Annotated in this window: 18 protein-coding genes; 3 read left to right on the top strand and 15 right to left on the bottom strand. The window is 58.2% G+C overall.

Annotated features, from left to right (window positions below; translation table 11 throughout):
* Positions 1-4: 4 nt before the first annotated feature.
* The 10 genes from ACR0C6_RS02610 to yajC all read right to left on the bottom strand — a co-directional run bounded on the left by ACR0C6_RS02610 (position 5) and on the right by yajC (position 7,002).
* Positions 5-544, bottom strand: a complete 540-nt coding sequence (locus ACR0C6_RS02610) for a DsbE family thiol:disulfide interchange protein (protein WP_171231406.1) — start codon at positions 542-544, stop codon at positions 5-7.
* Positions 537-695: a heme exporter protein CcmD gene (ccmD, locus tag ACR0C6_RS02605; protein ID WP_171115312.1), complete on the bottom strand. Its 159-nt coding sequence runs from the start codon at positions 693-695 to the stop codon at positions 537-539. The genes ACR0C6_RS02610 and ccmD overlap by 8 nt, the downstream gene beginning before the upstream one ends.
* Positions 692-1,465: a heme ABC transporter permease gene (locus tag ACR0C6_RS02600; protein WP_171362647.1), complete on the bottom strand. Its 774-nt coding sequence runs from the start codon at positions 1,463-1,465 to the stop codon at positions 692-694. The genes ccmD and ACR0C6_RS02600 overlap by 4 nt, the downstream gene beginning before the upstream one ends.
* A gap of 61 nt (positions 1,466-1,526) precedes the next feature.
* Positions 1,527-2,183, bottom strand: a complete 657-nt coding sequence (gene ccmB / locus ACR0C6_RS02595) for a heme exporter protein CcmB (protein WP_152458362.1) — start codon at positions 2,181-2,183, stop codon at positions 1,527-1,529.
* Positions 2,180-2,794 carry a heme ABC exporter ATP-binding protein CcmA gene (gene ccmA / locus ACR0C6_RS02590; RefSeq protein WP_480618162.1) on the bottom strand — a complete coding sequence of 205 codons (615 nt, stop codon included), beginning with the start codon at positions 2,792-2,794 and terminating at the stop codon, positions 2,180-2,182. The genes ccmB and ccmA overlap by 4 nt, the downstream gene beginning before the upstream one ends.
* A 144-nt stretch (positions 2,795-2,938) precedes the next feature.
* Entirely contained in the window at positions 2,939-3,292 is a 354-nt protein-coding gene (locus ACR0C6_RS02585; RefSeq protein ID WP_480618161.1) for an Mth938-like domain-containing protein, read from the bottom strand.
* A gap of 12 nt (positions 3,293-3,304) precedes the next feature.
* The gene (locus ACR0C6_RS02580) at positions 3,305-4,057 is read right to left on the bottom strand and encodes a sulfite exporter TauE/SafE family protein (protein ID WP_171116500.1); all 753 of its coding nucleotides are present in this window, start codon (positions 4,055-4,057) and stop codon (positions 3,305-3,307) included.
* Positions 4,050-5,018, bottom strand: a complete 969-nt coding sequence (gene secF / locus ACR0C6_RS02575) for a protein translocase subunit SecF (protein WP_480618160.1) — start codon at positions 5,016-5,018, stop codon at positions 4,050-4,052. Before secF ends, ACR0C6_RS02580 begins: the two co-directional genes overlap by 8 nt.
* A gap of 1 nt (position 5,019) precedes the next feature.
* Positions 5,020-6,681 (bottom strand): protein translocase subunit SecD, encoded by a 1,662-nt coding sequence (gene secD, locus ACR0C6_RS02570; protein WP_171228065.1) that lies wholly within the window; start codon positions 6,679-6,681, stop codon positions 5,020-5,022.
* 33 nt (positions 6,682-6,714) lie between these two features.
* Positions 6,715-7,002, bottom strand: coding sequence for a preprotein translocase subunit YajC (gene yajC, locus ACR0C6_RS02565; RefSeq protein WP_152458368.1), 288 nt, complete (start codon positions 7,000-7,002; stop codon positions 6,715-6,717).
* 201 nt (positions 7,003-7,203) lie between these two features.
* On the opposite strand from yajC, the gene ACR0C6_RS02560 reads away from it, so the two are divergent.
* Positions 7,204-8,868, top strand: a complete 1,665-nt coding sequence (locus ACR0C6_RS02560) for a mechanosensitive ion channel family protein (RefSeq protein ID WP_480618159.1) — start codon at positions 7,204-7,206, stop codon at positions 8,866-8,868.
* 72 nt (positions 8,869-8,940) lie between these two features.
* Positions 8,941-10,233 carry a serine--tRNA ligase gene (gene serS, locus ACR0C6_RS02555; protein ID WP_480618158.1) on the top strand — a complete coding sequence of 431 codons (1,293 nt, stop codon included), beginning with the start codon at positions 8,941-8,943 and terminating at the stop codon, positions 10,231-10,233.
* Positions 10,234-10,290: 57 nt separating this feature from the next.
* Here serS and ACR0C6_RS02550 read toward each other — a convergent pair whose 3' ends face one another.
* Entirely contained in the window at positions 10,291-10,932 is a 642-nt protein-coding gene (locus tag ACR0C6_RS02550; RefSeq protein WP_480618157.1) for a helix-hairpin-helix domain-containing protein, read from the bottom strand.
* A 93-nt stretch (positions 10,933-11,025) separates the two neighbouring features.
* The gene (locus ACR0C6_RS02545; protein ID WP_480445498.1) at positions 11,026-12,009 is read right to left on the bottom strand and encodes a fatty acid desaturase; all 984 of its coding nucleotides are present in this window, start codon (positions 12,007-12,009) and stop codon (positions 11,026-11,028) included.
* Between the two features lie 456 nt (positions 12,010-12,465).
* Here ACR0C6_RS02545 and ACR0C6_RS02540 point away from each other — a divergent pair, with 456 nt between their 5' ends.
* Complete coding sequence (locus ACR0C6_RS02540; protein WP_480445499.1) at positions 12,466-12,888, top strand: hypothetical protein; 423 nt, start codon at positions 12,466-12,468, stop codon at positions 12,886-12,888.
* A gap of 44 nt (positions 12,889-12,932) precedes the next feature.
* Here the strand turns inward: ACR0C6_RS02540 and der are convergent, their stop codons facing one another.
* From der to ACR0C6_RS02525, 3 genes are read right to left on the bottom strand one after another with little or no spacing between them, the layout of a single operon-like run.
* Positions 12,933-14,396, bottom strand: a complete 1,464-nt coding sequence (der, locus tag ACR0C6_RS02535) for a ribosome biogenesis GTPase Der (RefSeq protein WP_152458374.1) — start codon at positions 14,394-14,396, stop codon at positions 12,933-12,935.
* Between the two features lie 49 nt (positions 14,397-14,445).
* Complete coding sequence (locus tag ACR0C6_RS02530) at positions 14,446-15,768, bottom strand: PQQ-like beta-propeller repeat protein (protein ID WP_480445503.1); 1,323 nt, start codon at positions 15,766-15,768, stop codon at positions 14,446-14,448.
* A 44-nt stretch (positions 15,769-15,812) separates the two neighbouring features.
* Positions 15,813-16,484, bottom strand: a complete 672-nt coding sequence (locus ACR0C6_RS02525) for a hypothetical protein (RefSeq protein ID WP_480445504.1) — start codon at positions 16,482-16,484, stop codon at positions 15,813-15,815.
* Positions 16,485-16,634 lie beyond the last annotated feature (150 nt).

Genomic DNA, 16,634 nt, shown 5'->3' with positions numbered 1-16,634 from the left:
TTGCTCAACCGCCCGCAGCCTTTTCCAACGCCGGACGCAGAGTGTTTTCAATCACACGCTGCGTGATCGGGCCGGCAAAGCGCAGAATGATCGTGCCGTCGCCATCAACCACATAGGTTTCGGGAACGCCGTAAAGGCCCCAATCCAATGCCATGCGACCCTTCTCATCACGTCCAATCGCGGCGTAGGGATCGCCAAGCTCGGTCAAAAAGGCTTGGGCGTTGTCCAGCTGGTCTTTGTAGTTGATGCCATAGACCGGGATGCCTTCGGCGGCCAGAGCCTCCAGATTGGGATGCTCGGCACGGCATGGCGCGCACCAGCTGGCCCAGTAGTTGACCAGCTTGACCTCTCCATCCCGCAGCGTGGCATCATCAAACAGCTTCTTTTCCGGGAACTCGCTCAGAACCACGGGCGGAGCCGGTTGACCTTCGCGGGCAGAGGGCAACGCGTTGGGGTCTTCACGGAACATACCGATCCCGGCCAACACGGCGAACGCGCCAAAAATCAAAGGCGGCGCGATCATCAGGGGCGATATCTTAGCCATTTCGCGAAATCCTTTGTTCGATCTTTTCCATTTCAGTGCGTACCTTGCGCCCTCGCATCACGCTGAACACGATCAATGCCACCAGCAGCACGATGGACACGGCATAAGACGACAAAACCGCGTCAGCATATTTTCCGAGATCGGGGATCATCCGCCCACCCTTTCCCGCGCCTGCAACGCCTTGATACGCCGCGCGCGGATTTCAGTTCCGGTGCGGTACAGCACCAAAGCGATGAACAGCAGCACAAATCCGATGATGCACAGCAACAACGGATAGAAGTAGATATTGCTGACTTTCTCTTCCGTATCGGCCCCGGTCACGGCTGCCGCGCGCATGACCGATGCGCCCTGATGCAGGCCCTGGTTCCAGAAGTTGACCGCATATCGGCTGAGCAGCGCAAACACGGATCCGACCAGACACAGAACCGAAGTCAGGTCCGCCGCAGTGTCCGGATCCTCGATGGCTTCCCACAACGCGACATAGCCAAGATAGAACAGGAACAGGATCAGGAACGACGTCAGGCGCGGATCCCACGCCCACCAGGTGCCCCACATGGGCTGTCCCCAGATCGCCCCTGTCAGCAACGCAATCAGGGTCATCACGATCCCGATCGGCGCAGCCGCCCGTGCCGCCAGCGCGCTGACATGATGACGCCGCACCAGCCAGACCAGAGAAGTCGCCAGCATCATCAGCCAGCAATTGATCGCCATCAGGGCCGCCGGGACGTGCAGATAGATGATCTTGACCGTCGACCCTTGTTTGTAGTCGTCCGGCGTGAAGAAGAACCCCCAAACCAGCCCGACGACGATGCTTAAAATCGAGACAATCCAGAAAAACGGCAGGACACGTTCACTGGTCGCAAGAAACTTGCGCGGGTTGGCGTATTCCCAGAGGGCATTGGCTTTGGCTGCTATCGACATGGGCCCTATCTAGTCCGAGTTGGGGGGTTTCTCAATTGACATCAGTCAAAGTTGGGACGGTTCACCGCAGATTGATACGCAACACAGCCGCGCTGGCGAAGGGCAACAATGCGATGGTGGCCGCCGTGATCCCCGCCAGCATCAACAACGGCGTCTGCACGTCCATCCCCGTTGCCCCACGCCGGGCGACCTCGGCCCCGAAAATCAGGGTGGGGACATAAAGCGGCAGCACCAGAAGCGACAACAGCAATCCGCCGCGCTTGAGACCGACGGTCAGGGCAGCCCCGAACGTTCCGATCACGCTCATGGCCGGGGTGCCGATCAGCAGCGAGATGACAAGCCAGAAGAACCCCTGTGCAGGCAGGTTCAGCAAGACCCCCAGGAAAGGTGCGGCCAGAACCAAAGGCAGGCCTGTGGTCAGCCAGTGGGCCAGCGCCTTGATGGTCACGACAGATTCCAGTGGCAGCGGCGCCGTGGCCAGCAGGTCCAGCGATCCGTCCTCCCAGTCCAGCGCCAGAAGACGGTCAAGAGACAGCAGGCAAGCCAGCAACGCCCCCAGCCAGAGCACACCGGGCGCGATGGTGGACAGCAGTGACGATTGTGGCCCCACTGCAAAAGGCACCATTACGGTCACGATCAGGAAAAAGGCCAATCCCAAACCAAACCCGCCACCCGCACGGAAGGCCAGTTTCAGGTCGCGCAGCAGAAGGGCGATCACAGGAAACCTCCGTCGAAATCGTCAATGGGTTTGGGTTTGGCCTTGTTCGGGCCGACGTCCAGAACCTCGCCATCCAGACCAAGGTCGATATGGGTCGCGATCAGGGCTGACCCACCCTGCCCCAGATGCGCGCGGACTGCATCGGCAAACATCTGCACCGCATTTCTGTCCAGCGAAACGGTCGGCTCGTCCAGCATCCAGATCGGCCGCCCGGTGACCAGCATTCGTGCCAACCCCAGCCGCCGTTTCTGACCGGCCGACAGGTTCCCCGCATGGCGATCCGCCAGCTCGTTCAACTGGAACGCGTCCAGCGCCGTCTGGATGCCGTCGGTGCCAAAGACAGAAGCCCAGAACGTCAGGTTCTCGGATACGGTCAGCGTCGGTTTCAGCCCGTCCGAATGTGACGCATATGCAATCTGATCTTCCGCGCCCTGAATCTGACCCTTCAGCGGCGGCTGCAACCCGGCCAATGTGCGCAGAAGGGTCGTTTTGCCGATCCCGTTCGGCCCACGCAGAATCAGCGCTTTGCCAGGAGGCAGCTGAAAGCTGAGATGCTCCAGGACGGGAATGCCACCACGGGTGATCGACAGGTCGGTTACAATCAGAGTCATGAGACCCGCTTATCGGAATGTCATCAGAGGCAAAAGGTGGGATTTGCCGCAGTTCGGTTGTGGGAGCTCTGAGCAGAGAGGTCCGAGTGAGGGGCCAGCCCCTCACACACCCCGGGATATTTTCAGCCAGATGAAGGGATCCCGTCAGACCGGGATCAGAGCAAGCGCTATTCGACGACCTTCAGAGAGCAAGACATTGTAGGTGCGGCACGCAGCCGGAGAATTCATGATTTCGACGCCGACACCGGCACTCTCCAGCCGGGTGCGCAAAGACTGGGGAATGTGGGCCATGTCTTTGCCCGTACCGACAAGCAGAACGTCAATTCCATCGGCCAGCTCCAGAAGTGGCTGCGCATCTTCATAACCGCCCCAGGTGGCAGGTCCTGCGGGGCCCGTCAGAACGGCGCCTTCGAACACATCACCGCCAATGCGAAAAAAACCGGGGCCATAGCCATCAACCGGTTTGGCATCTGAAAACGTAACTTTGTTCAGGCGCATTTCTTCCCTCCTTCAATCCAGGATCGGCAAGCCGGACACGACTGCTATCAGAATGACCGAATAAGCCGCAGCGCGATAGATCCGTTCGAGCTTTGGATCGAACAGAGCCTTGCCGATCAGTGTCGTGGTCAGATAGGGCAAGCCCAGCAGCAGGACAATCCAAAGGATCGACAGATCCGCAGCGCCTCCGATCAGGATGCTGAAGACGATGGCCACGTCCAGCAAAGCCAGAAAGATGATCGTGTTGGCACGAATCTTGCGTACGTCTGAAGAGCTGGCCAGATAGAATACGATAACGACCGGGCCGGTCAGTCCGGTCATGCCGCCGATCACGCCTGCGCTGCCTCCGATGGCCAGCCGTCCCGGCACACCCAGCCGCCCCTGCCAGCGCCAACCAGTGACGATCGCCAACAGGGTCACGCCGGTGATACCGCAGGCAATCCAGCGCAGAACGACCGTGTCGGCCTGTGCCATGACCCAAAGGCCAAGCGGCACGGTTAATGCCGCTGCAACGCCCAAAGTGCTGATTTCAGTCTTGTCGCATTCACGCCATGCCTGCGGCGCCAGCGCAAAGGTCGATACGATCCCGGTGGCTGCCATCAGAAAGACGACATCTGCAATCGGCAGAAATTGAGTGGCCACCGGAACAAAGATCATCGCGGTGCCAAAACCAGTGAAGCCGCGGACAAGTCCCGCGGCTCCGATGGTAAGAACCAACCAACCCAGCCCCGGCAGGGACAAGGCCTGTTGCAACGCCTCAGGCATCAATATTGGCAAACTGGTTGCCCGCCGTGTTCGACGGCTTGGACCAGTCGCGCTTGACCCCCAGCCACAACAGGATGGTCGAGGCGACGAAGACCGATGAATAGGTGCCCACGATCACGCCCCAGATCATCGCGAATACAAATCCGCGGATCACATCGCCACCCAGAACATAAAGTGAGATCAACGCCAGCAACGTGGTGACCGAGGTCATCACCGTCCGGCTGAGCGTCTCGTTGATCGAAATGTTCAGCACCTCTTTGAGGTCTTTCTTTTTGTACTTCCGCAGATTCTCTCGAACTCGGTCGAAAACGACCACGGTATCGTTCAGCGAATAACCGACGATGGTCAGAAGGGCCGCGATAATGGCCAGATCAAAGCGGATTTGCAGTTCCGAGAAGATACCGATGGTCAGGATCACATCGTGAACCAGCGCCGCCACGGCCCCCAGCGCAAACTGCCATTCGAACCGTAGCCAGATATAGACAAGCACCGCGCCAATCGCCAAAGCCACCGCGATGACGGCGGTTTGGATCAACTCGCCCGAGACCTTGGGGCCGACGGATTCCACGGACACGAACTGAATGTCGGGAACAACCTGCTGCAACGCGCCCTCCACGGCGGTGATGGTCGCTGCTTCGACGGCCTCGGCATCTTCCTGCGCCTGGATGCGGATCATCGCAACGTTTTCGTAATCCGCAAAGGTTGGATCGAAAATCTCGGTGATGGTCACATCGCCCAGTTCCAGCGGGGCGATGGCATCTCGGTATGTGCCCACATCGATCTCGACCGCGCTTTGCGTCCGGATCGTCGTGCCACCCCGGAAATCAATACCGAAATTCAACCCTTGCAGCATGAACGAGGTGAAGGCAATCACCATCATCAGGCCGGAAATGCCCAACCAGACCTTCCAGCGGTTGAAGAAATCGAACGAGGTGTTCTGGGGTACGAGTTTCAGTCTCATGTCAAACCTCGATCGTTTTCGGACGGCGGCGTTCGAACCACATCACGACCATCAGGCGCGTCACGAAGATCGCGGTGAAGACCGAGGTCAGAATGCCGAGGCCCAGAGTGATTGCAAAGCCGCGCACCGGGCCACTGCCCATGGCAAACAGGATCACGGCGGTGATAAATGTGGTCACATTCGCATCCAGAATGGCAGACAGCGCCTTCTCATAGCCCAGTTCGATTGCACGCGCCGGACCTTTGGCGGATTTCAATTCCTCGCGGATACGTTCAAAGATCAGCACGTTGGCGTCCACCGCCATACCGACAGTCAATACAATCCCCGCGATACCCGGCAGGGTCAAGGTTGCTCCGATCACGGACAGCAGACCGAACAACAGGCCCACATTGATGATCAGCGCGATGTTGGCGAAGATCCCGAACAGACCATAGCTGAGCGCCATGAAAACCAGTACTGCCACAAAGGCCACGATTGTGGCGACTTTGCCCGCGTCGATACTGTCCTGCCCCAACTCGGGTCCGATGGTACGTTCTTCGAGGAATTCCAAACCGGCTGGCAGTGCGCCCGCTCGCAGCAGGACGGCCAGGTTGGTGCTTTCCTCAACCGTAAAGTTGCCGGTGATGATGCCCGAGCCGCCCGGAATATGACTTTGGATCACGGGGGCTGAAATCACTTCATCGTCCAGAACGATGGCAAAGGGGGCTCCGATATTGTCGCGGGTGTAATCCCCGAATTTGCGCGCACCAGACGTGTTGAACCGGAAGTTGACCGCAGGGCGGCCGTTTTGGTCGAATGCGGGCTGCGCATCGACCAGTTCCTCTCCGGTAACGACTGGAGCGGACTCAATTGTGTAGTAAACACCGCTTTCGTCAATCGACGGCACGATTTCTTCGCCGATGCCTGCAACGGCATCCGGATCGGTGCCGCGTCCGGCAACCGGGTTAAAGGTCAGTTGCGCCGTCGTGCCGATGATCTCTTTCAACTCACCCGCGCTGCCGATGCCAGGCACCTGAATCAGGATACGATCGGCACCCTGACGCTGAATGGTCGGTTCTCGGGTGCCCACTTCGTCGATCCGGCGGCGGATGATTTCCAACGATTGACGCACTGTGCGGTCGTCTGAGGCCAGTTTTTCTGCCTCGGACAACTGAACGACAATCGTGTCGCCTTCGGCACGTGCCTCGATATCCGTTGCCCCGACACCGGTCAGGGTCTGCACTTGGCGGGCAAGGCCGCGCACGACCTCCAGTGCCCGCGCCATGCCCTCAGGCTGGCTGATGCGCACGCGAATCTCATCTGGGGCCGATTCCTGACGGCGGACCGTCCCAACGGTCGAACGCTCATCGCGCAGGGCGTCACGGATATCTGGCCACATCGCCTCCATCCGGGATTCGTAGACGTCCTGCACCTGAACTTCGGCCAACAGGTGTGCACCGCCGCGCAGGTCAAGGCCCAGATTAACCAGTGACGAGGGCAGCCAGTTCGGCCATTGCCCCGCCTCGGCCTGCAACTCGGGCGTGTCCACGCCCAGCTCGATCGCGGCTTTGGCGTCGTTTGATTGCTCGACCCGTGTATAAAACGCATTTGGCAGGGCCATGATCAGGCCAGTCACGCAGACCAGCCAGATCAGAACCCGCTTCCAGGTATCAATGTGCAGCATTACCCTGCCTTTTCAAGGATTTGTAAGGTGATGTTATTTCGCAGGTTCGGTTTTGTTCAGAACCTGAGCGATGGTCGATTTGACCACACGCACTTTGACACCTTCGGCGATCTCGACTTCGATCTCGTTTTCGCCTTCCTTGACCTTCGACACTTTGCCGATCAGCCCGCCCTGGGTGACAACCTGATCCCCTCGACGCACGGCATCGACCATGGCCTGATGTTCCTTCATTTTCTTCTGCTGCGGACGGATCAGCAGGAAATACATGATCGCAAAGATCAGGATAAGCGGGAGAAACTGGGCGATTGCGCCACCTTCCATGGGATATTCCTTTGTTCAGATTTTGCGGCACCGTTCCGCAAATTTTGCCGGAACCTATGCTTTGAAATGCGTGTTTGCAAGCAAAGGTGGTCATGTGATCGGCCGCAACCTGACAAAGGTGCCACATGAACCGGTCAATCGTTGCAGATATGTCCTATGCAGATATCTCAATTTGGCTATAGTCGAACATCAGGGGGGGCAATGAGAGCTAGATACAAACCATTCCAATCGTTGACGCTTTTGCTGTCTCTGCTGAGCTTGATCCTGTGTCTGGCCGCACCGGTGAAGGCCCAGGAATTGCCTGCGGAAGCCACCGAACCCGAGGCGGAAGAAACCGAAAGTTTCAAGGCACCCGTCATCGTGGACGGCGACATGTTGTTCTTCCTGCGCGGCTCCAGCGCCCTGCCCGCGCCGGAACGTGCCGAAAGCGTGCAGAACAAGATCATTGAGGTGGCCGAGGCCTCGGAAAGCCCAACGGTCGACATCACCTTTGAAGAGACCGACCTGGGCATACGCATTCGCGCCGACGGTGAAATCGTATCGATCGTAACGGTTGCGGACGCCGAACTGGACCAGATGGAGCTGGACGTCCTCGGCTTCTTGCATGGTCAGGCCATCGAAGAGGCCATCCTTGCCTACCGCTCCAACCGTACAGATCAAGCCCGGGTATCCGGAGCGATTGAGGCCGCCGGATGGACCTTTGGCTTTGTCGTCTTGGTGCTGGTTATCCTTTGGCTGCACCGACGGATCAGGCGGCGCACTCTGAAACTGGTAAAGCGTTACTTGAAGGATGTCGAAACGGCGACGGCCAAAAGCGTTCAGGCCGAAGCAATCGCCGCCCTGATCCGATACGGGTTGAATTTTGCCCTGTTGGTCATCTTCTTTCTCGGCTTCTACTACTACCTGTCCTTCGTTCTACTGGCCTTTGCGGAAACACGCTATTTCGCGCAACTGCTGCTGACCTATCTGACAGAACCGGTACTGCTGATATTCAAGGGAATACTCAGCTATATCCCAAACCTGATTATGCTCAGCCTGATCGCATGGGTCACGTTGTACATCATCAAGGGCATGCGCGTGTTCTTCGACGCGGTCGAAGCCGGTTCGTTCGAAATGGGCGATTTTGAAAAACACTGGGTCAATCCGACGTTCAACATCGCTCGGGTTATCGTGATTCTGATAGCGCTCGTCTTTGCCGTTCCCTACATTCCCGGTTCGGATTCGGCCGCCTTCCAGGGTCTGACCATTCTGGTCGGCGCTATGCTGTCGCTGGGTGCCAACTCGGTCGTGTCCAACATGCTGGCAGGGCTGTTCGTGATCTATCGCCGCTCCACGTCAATCGGCGACCGCATTCAGATCGGAGAGCATATCGGTGACGTGGTTCAGATCAAACTGATGGAGACGCATCTGAAATCCATCAAGAACGAGCTGATTTCGATCCCGAACGCCCAATTGATGAATTCGGACGTCGTGAATTTCTCGAAGAAAACCGATGGCAGTGGTTTGCTGCTGCACACGACGGTTGGTATCGGATATGAAGAACCGCCCGAAAAAGTCGAAGCAATGCTGATTGAGGCGGCCAACCGCACCAAGGGGATCAAGGCCAAGCCTGAACCTTTCGTGTTGTGGACGGCGCTGGCCGACTACGCCATCAATTATCAGATCAACGGTTACACCACCCGCGGCAGCATCATTCCGAAAATCCGCTCGGACCTGCATCGCAACATTGTCGCCGTTTTCAACGAGAACAAAGTGCAGATCATGACGCCCTCTTACATGGCTGATCCGCCAGAACCAAAAATCCCGGCGGAGGAATGGGATGGACATCTGGCACATGAAACCCACGACGAGGCCGATAAGTCGTAACCGGCGCTACACCCTGCCCCACAGATGGTGCATAAGCGGTTTCAGTGATTCACGCATTCAAGGATCTGAGACATGCACGACATCCGCGCCATTCGCGAAAACCCTGCCGCTTTCGACGCCGCTTTAGCGCGCCGTGGGGACGCGCCGGTGTCGTCAGATTTGCTCAGGTTGGACGAAAGCCGCCGCGCCAAGATTCTGGCGGCCGAAACAGCGCAAGCCGAACAAAACAAAGCGTCCAAGGAAGTCGGGGCTGCCAAAGCTCGAGGCGACGAAGCCGAATTCGAACGCCTGCGCGCGCTGGTCGCCGAGAAAAAGGCCGAAATCGCGCGTATGCAGACCGAGGCCAAGGATCTGGATGCCCTGCTGACGGATCAGTTGATCCGGATCGCAAATCTGCCCGCCGAGGATGTGCCGGATGGCGTGGATGAAAACGACAATGTCGAGATCAGCCGCTGGGGCACACCGCGTGAACTGGATTTTGCGCCCAAGGAACACTTCGAGATCGAAGCCGTTCAGCAAGGCATGGATTTCGAAACCGCGGCCAAACTCTCGGGTTCGCGATTTGTGCTGTTGTCCGGTGGAGTCGCCCGTATTCATCGCGCTTTGGCGCAGTTCATGCTGGATACGCATATCACCGAAAACGGGCTGACCGAGGTGAATGGCCCGGTTCTGGTTCTGTCCGAGATGATGCAGGGCACCGGCCAATTGCCGAAATTTGGCGAAGACAGCTATCAGACCCGCGAAGGCTGGTGGCTTATCCCGACCTCCGAAGTGTCGCTGACCAATATCGTAAACGACAGTTTGATCGAGGAAAGCTATCTGCCCCGTCGCTACACCGCGCATTCCGTGTGCTTCCGGTCCGAGGCCGGATCCGCGGGCAAAGACACCCGCGGGATGTTGCGACAGCACCAGTTCGAAAAGGTCGAGATGGTTTCGATCACGCATCCGGACAAATCGGATGAAGAACAGAAGCGCATGCTGCGCTGCGCCGAGGGCATTCTGGAAAAGCTGGGCATTCCTTACCGCACTGTCATCCTGTGTACCGGTGACATGGGCTTTGGCGCCCGCCGCACCTATGATATCGAGGCCTGGTTGCCCGGTCAGGACACCTATCGCGAGATCAGCTCGGTTTCGACCTGTGGTGATTTCCAGGCCCGCCGCATGAACGCAAGGTTCCGCCCCGAAGGTGGCGGCAAGCCGGAATACGTCCATACGCTGAACGGTTCGGGTTTGGCCGTTGGGCGTTGCCTGATTGCCGTGCTGGAAAATGGCCAGAACGCGGACGGCACCGTGACCCTGCCCGAAGTCCTGAGCCCCTATCTGGGCGGCAAACTGACCCTGCAACTGGACGGCACACTGGCCTGAAAAACGAAACCGGCACCACCGGGCGCCGGTTCACAATGCAAGACGGGGCGAAGGAATTTATTTCTTCGCCTTTTTCTTGTCCTTCTTGCTATCTTTCTTCTTGTCACTTTTTTTCTTGCCCTTCTCGGCGTCCTTTTTGCCCTTCTTGGCGTCTTTTTTCTTTTCGTCCTTTTTCGATTTTTTGTCCTTCTTGGACTTTGCTTTCACCTTATCCTTGGCCTTGGAAAACGCTGCTTCCATTTCTTTGCGTTTCTTGGCGGCTTTTTCAGCTTTCGCCTTGGCCTTGGCCTTTTTCTTGGCGGCGGCTTCGGCTTTTTCGGCCGCCGCTTGTTCTTCTGCCGCTTTGCGTGCAGCTTCTTCCGCCCGTTTTTCTGCCGCTACAGCGGCCACGGTCTTGCGCGGGGCGGCTTTTCGTGTCGCCGGCTTTCGGGCGGCTGGTTTTGCGGCTGCTGGCTTCCGTGCCGCTGACTTTCGTGCCGGCGCCTTGCGCGCGCCAAGTTTACCGGCAGTGGGTGTTGCGGCTATTGCGGCTTTTGCGGCTTCGATCAATACGGCGGCTCGACTCTCACCGACCCGAGGAACCTTGACCAGATCTGCGGGTGACGCCTTCGCTATCACTTCTGCGGTCTTAAAGCCATTGGCTGCAAGGGCTTTTTCCAGCGCCTCTCCCACACCTTTTACGTCGGTCACTGCAGTCATCTAAGGGTCCTTTCTCTATCGCCCTGCCTCATCGCGTATACATTGGAAATGCATGTACGCCAGTTCAGCGCTTGCCTTCTCAGAGCCAATGGATCAGCTATGCGCCAACCCAGCGGTTCGGTCATTTTTCGGGAATGGCACGAGGCGTTTCGCATCCTCATCCCAAAGCTTGAGGTTCAAAGCCGCCACTGCCTCGGGGAACTTGATCCGACGAGGCGTGAATTCAGGCGGCAGGTTATAGTGGCAGGCCCGCAACCGGTACGACGGGATACGTGCGTTGTAATGATGGATGTCATGTAGCGTGATGCAGGCGACGGCAGTATCGAACCACCATCCGAAATCCAGTGCAGAAGATCCATGCAACGCTGCAGTCTGCGGGTTCAGATCAGGACGGCGATCCCAATAGGTATCTTCAAAATTGTGTTGCAGATACACGAGAAACACACCCAGCATTCCGCCCAGAAAAGAAAATACCAGCCAGACCAGAATACCGGTCATGCCCGCCACCAGGTACAACAGGCCCAAAAACACGATGATCGAGGCATTGTGCAGCAAGACGCCTTTGACACCGAAACGAACAGTGTTCTTGGGCCAGCGATAGCGAATGAAATATGTGAACAGCGCACCGACCGGCACCAGAATGAAAGGGTTTCGATACAGCCTGTAAAACAAACGTGTTTTCCAGTCCGCATTTTTCCATTCCTGCAATGTCATGGTGTGAATTTCGCCGGTCTCACGATGCTCAAGGTTTCCGATCCCCGCGTGGTGCAGATTGTGGTTCTGTTTCATCACCTCGAACGGTGCAAAGGTGAATGGCGACAGACCATGCCCTGCCCATTCGTTCTGCATTCGCGTTTCAAACAGCGAATGGTGCCCGCAATCATGTTGCAGCACATAAAGGCGTACCGCCGAAAAGGCGAAGACGATCCCGGCCGGGATCATGATGTACCAGCGATCCACGAATACGATCGCCAGAGACAGCGATGCGAAATACACCGCAAACGTGCCAAAATAGCTCAGTGCAGCCAATCTGTTGTCCTGAACTGCGTAGTGTCTTGTGTATTCCCTCAGATCCATCCAGTCCGCTCCCCACGATGGCCCTGTTTTAATCTGCTAAAATCCAGTCGCGGCTCAACCGCGTGCAGGCAATGCATGTGCTGACAGATGCACACACATGAATGCTAGCGCGCAGAACAGGGGCTGTCACGCCCTCAGAGCGAAAACGCTGAAAATTGGCGCAGTTACGCGCTGGCGTCAGGATCACCGGCACTGAAATACGCGAGCCTTTCATATGACGGAAGCGCCCGAAAAATACTGCCCTGAAGTGTCTCGGAACGCTTCAACCGCATTCGTATGCCCCTCTGAGTTGACGCGTGGAGGCTGCCGATCAGAAAAACAAACAGTATTTTCAGGCCTGTTGATTGACTTTATCGAGAAATATTTTGCCATTTGCGCCATTCATCTGCGTCTCGCTTGCGGGGTACTCTTTTAACGGCTTCGGCACCTCATCCTCTGCCGCCATCTTGACTGGCAATGCAGTCCTGCACGAGTTGCGCGGTCGCGGGCTGCACCTCGGTTCAGGATCGCAGTTTGGTCTATGGGGAACGCAGCGGCGTGAACATCGCCTTGCGCTCTGATCCAGCCAAGGCACTGCCTGTCGAGGTCAACGCAGGTGTGCAGCGCCGCGTGACAACGCTGGTTCCGCCCATATCACGCAATCAAAACAAACGACCCAATGATGAGGCGGTCAGTTTGGTTTCGACATTTGACCTGACCTATGACAATGCCGACGCTTCCAAAGGTCTTTTCGGAGGTCGAACGCGAATTGCATCGATCTTCACGATAGGTTCAGCCGCGACCGAACTGGCGACGGCCATTGAACAGGGCAATGGGACGTCAGAGGGTATCGCCAATGCCGCAGAAGCGAACCGCACATTCGTCCTTGGGAACGATTGAGACAGTCTGCCTGTGTCATCAAAGCCCTGATTCTGGTGCTCAGCTTACCCGCGTCCCTTCAGATGCTTGGCCAATGCGCCCGCGTTTTTCTTGCGCCGACCCTTGTAGGGGTTCTTGTCCCCCTGCCCGCGCAGCGTCAGGCGGATCGGTGTTCCGGGCATGTCGAAATCCTGCCGTAATCCGTTCACCAAGTAACGGGTATAGCTTTCAGGCATTTTGTCGGGATGCGAACACATCACCACAAACCCCGGAGGTCGGGTTTTGGCCTGCGTCATGTAGCGCAGTTTGATCCGGCGTCCCTGTGGGGCTGGCGGCGGGTGTTGTTCCAGCATCGCGGTCAGCCAGCGATTCAAGGCGGCAGTCGGCACCCGGCGGTTCCAGACGTCATGGGCGCGCAGGATCGCGGCGCGCAAACGCTCCAACCCCCGGCCCGTCTTGGCAGACACCGTGATCAGCGGCGCGCCGCGCAGTTGCGGCAGCAGACGGTCAAACGACTCTTTCAACTCGCGCAGCTTTTCCTGCTTGTTGTCTTCGATGTCCCACTTGTTGACGGCGACGACAACGGCCCGGCCTTCGCGCTCGGCCAAATCGGCAATCCGCAGATCCTGCTGTTCAAACGGGATCGCGGCGTCCAGCAACACAACGACGACCTCGGCAAATTTTACCGCGCGCAGACCGTCCGACACGGAAAGCTTTTCCAGCTTTTCCTGTACTTTTGCTTTCTTGCGCATCCCTGCGGTGTCAAAGATCCGCATCGGCGTGCTTTGGCCGTCCGGGTCAGCCCAGTCGATTCGCAAACTGATTGCGTCACGCGTGATCCCGGCTTCTGGCCCGGTCAACAGACGGTCTTCGCCGATGATCTTGTTGATCAAGGTGGATTTGCCCGCATTCGGACGCCCCACCACCGCAACCTGCAAGGGCTTGGCCGCGGTGATCAGCGGCGTCTCGCCCTCACCGTCTTCGTCCAGTTCAATGTCCGTTTGCGGGGCGTCCTCGACCTGTTTTTCCTCTGCCGCATCCGCCAGAGGCATCAGCTGCGCATAGAGGTCCGTCATCCCTTCACCATGTTCGCCCGACAAGCGGACCGGTTCACCCAGACCAAGGTTGTAAGCTTCCAGAACACCCGCATCCGCAGCATTGCCTTCGGCCTTGTTGGCCGCAAGGATCACGTGCTTGGACCGTTTGCGCAGGATCTCTGCGAACATTTCATCCGTTGGTGTCACACCCACGCGCGCGTCGATCATGAACAGGCAGACATCAGCCATGTCCACGGCACGTTCCGTCAGACGGCGCATCCGCCCCTGAAGGCTGTCATCCGTCGCGTCCTCAAGACCCGCCGTATCAATCACTGTAAAGCGTAGATCGCCCAGACGCCCTTCGCCTTCGCGCAGGTCACGCGTCACGCCGGGCTGGTCGTCGACCAGGGCCAGACGTTTGCCCACAAGGCGGTTGAACAGGGTGGATTTGCCCACATTCGGGCGCCCCACGATGGCGAGGGTCAGCGACATGATACTCAACTTTCAAGACTCAAGAAGCGCCCTTTAGCGCATCTTGCCGTCAACGGAAAGCGTGTAGATCCCCCTTAGAGGAAACGACATACAGCGTTTGCCCGGCGACAACCGGAGCCGTAGTTGCACCTCCGGGAACTTCGACCTGGTGAACCAGTGCCCCGTTAACCGGATTGAAGAAGCGCAGATAACCATCATTGGATGCAATCACAATACGGCCTCCGGCCAGGATCGGACCGTAATGTGCAAAGATCGGACCGCGGCGGCCTCGCTTGTCCTTGACAAAGCTTGGCAGATCCTGCGCCCAGATGACCGAGCCATCGGCCGCATTCAAGCGCGCCAGCTGACTGCGGTCACTGATCAGGAAGATGCTGTTGCCTGCGGGCCAGACAGTGTCGACCGCGCCTTCATCGGCGGTCCAGCGGCGTTCACCGGTGGCAGCGTCAAAGGCAACGGTCCGGCCAGAATGGTTGCCGATATAGATTGTGTTTCCGACAACCATCGGACTGCCGGTCACGTCAACGATCTGCGCGGCGGCCCGTCCCCGCCGCCCGCCTGCGACCGACGCATTCCAGCGACGGATGCCCCCACGGCGGAAGGTGGCCGCAACATCGCCGGACCCGAATGCAAACACAGCCAGGTCCGAGGCAATCACCGGTGCCGGTGCGCCCAGAACGTTACCGACGCTGGGCGTGCCTTCGATTTGCCAGGCGATACGCCCATCCTTGGTGTTGATGGTCCACCCGGTTTCGTCCCCCGCAACCAGGTACAACAACCCGTCATTGACCATCGGAGAGCCGCTTCCGGTTGCATCCAATCGCTTCTGCCAACGCACGGCGCCCGTTTTTGCATCCAATGCGGTCAGTCGTCCGAACCCGGACGACACATAGAGAACGCCGTTCGAATACGCCATGCCGCCACCGGTGGCGTCTGCATCACCGTCGCTTGGCGGAACCAGATCGGTATCCCAGGCCAACTGGCCCTGCGGCGTGACCGCTGACACCGTCGCCCCCGCATCCAGTGTATAGATCAACCCGCCTGCAACCACCGGTTCGGCGGTGATACGTTGCTTGCGCGAGTCACCCTGCCCGATCGACACGGACCAGACCCGCTGTGGCGTGGCACGCAGTGCCGCGTTCGTGGTTCGGTAAGCAGCCGTACCAGGGCTTTGCGGCCAGCTGGCATTTGCTTTCTGAGCTGGCAAGCTGATGGGCTGAGAGCCGCTTTTTTCCACTGTTTCCAGATCAGACGCCGGACGGATGTCTTCACGTTCTCCGGGCAAAATCGCTTCGGGAGGTTCACAGGCGGTCAATGCGGTCAAAGCCAGTGCCGCAACCGGCAATCCCGCGCGGGAAATTAGTCTTGTTACCATGGTGTTCCGAACTCGCCTGTCATTAAGTCTTTTGTCCCGCCTGGTCAGCCCTGTTGTGCCGCCAATGGCTCGGGTTCGCCGCCCAACGCGATAATCAGCTGGGCCGCACGCTGTTGCAGATCAATACCGACCTCGGCGTCCTGACGCAGCGCCTGCAAGCGGTCCAGTGCCGCATCGACATTGCCCTCGGACACGTCGATCAGGGCCAGTTGTTCTTCGGCCAGCAGTCGAAGGGGCGCACCCGGCGCTGCCAGCGCTTCGAACTGCTGTCGACGGTCGGCGGCGGGCAAGGTGTCGCTTTGCAACAAAAGCGCCTTGAAGCTTGCGATCGCACGATAGATCTCGGGCAAATCCCCCTGCACGGCAACCGCGTTCAGACTGTTGACCGCCTCTTCGCGCGATCCCGCTTCAAGCTGGGACGCAGACAGCAGCATGTTCAGAACAGCATTCCCGCCCGGCGACTGCGCCTCGATTTCCCGCAAACCGGCTGCCCGTGCATCAGAATCGTTTTCCGACAGGGCCGCAAGAATCGAGTCACCCAGATCCTGCGCCTGCGCCGTATCGCGGGATTTGCGGTATTCATTGAATGCCGCCCCGCCGACAATCAGCGCGACCGCCGCCACACCAACCCAGCCCCAGCGGCGCAGCAGCAGATACATCCGGTCACGGCGTACCTCTTCCGTGACCTCATCAATGAAACTGTCGGTGTCGCTCATTCCTGCCCCCTGGGCTGTGTGTCTTGCATAAGTGCGCCATGTCATACCCCGGCACCAACGCCAAGCCAAGGGTCCGATTTTGCGCATTTTCACCGCTTGGCTTCTCTCTTGCGAAAAAAACTAAACCGAACTATTCAGTTTAGTGTAGAA

Source organism: Ruegeria sp. AL12 (assembly GCF_056540885.1).
The sequence above is the reverse complement of the archived record's forward strand: the minus strand, read 5'-3'. Positions and strand labels throughout refer to the sequence as shown.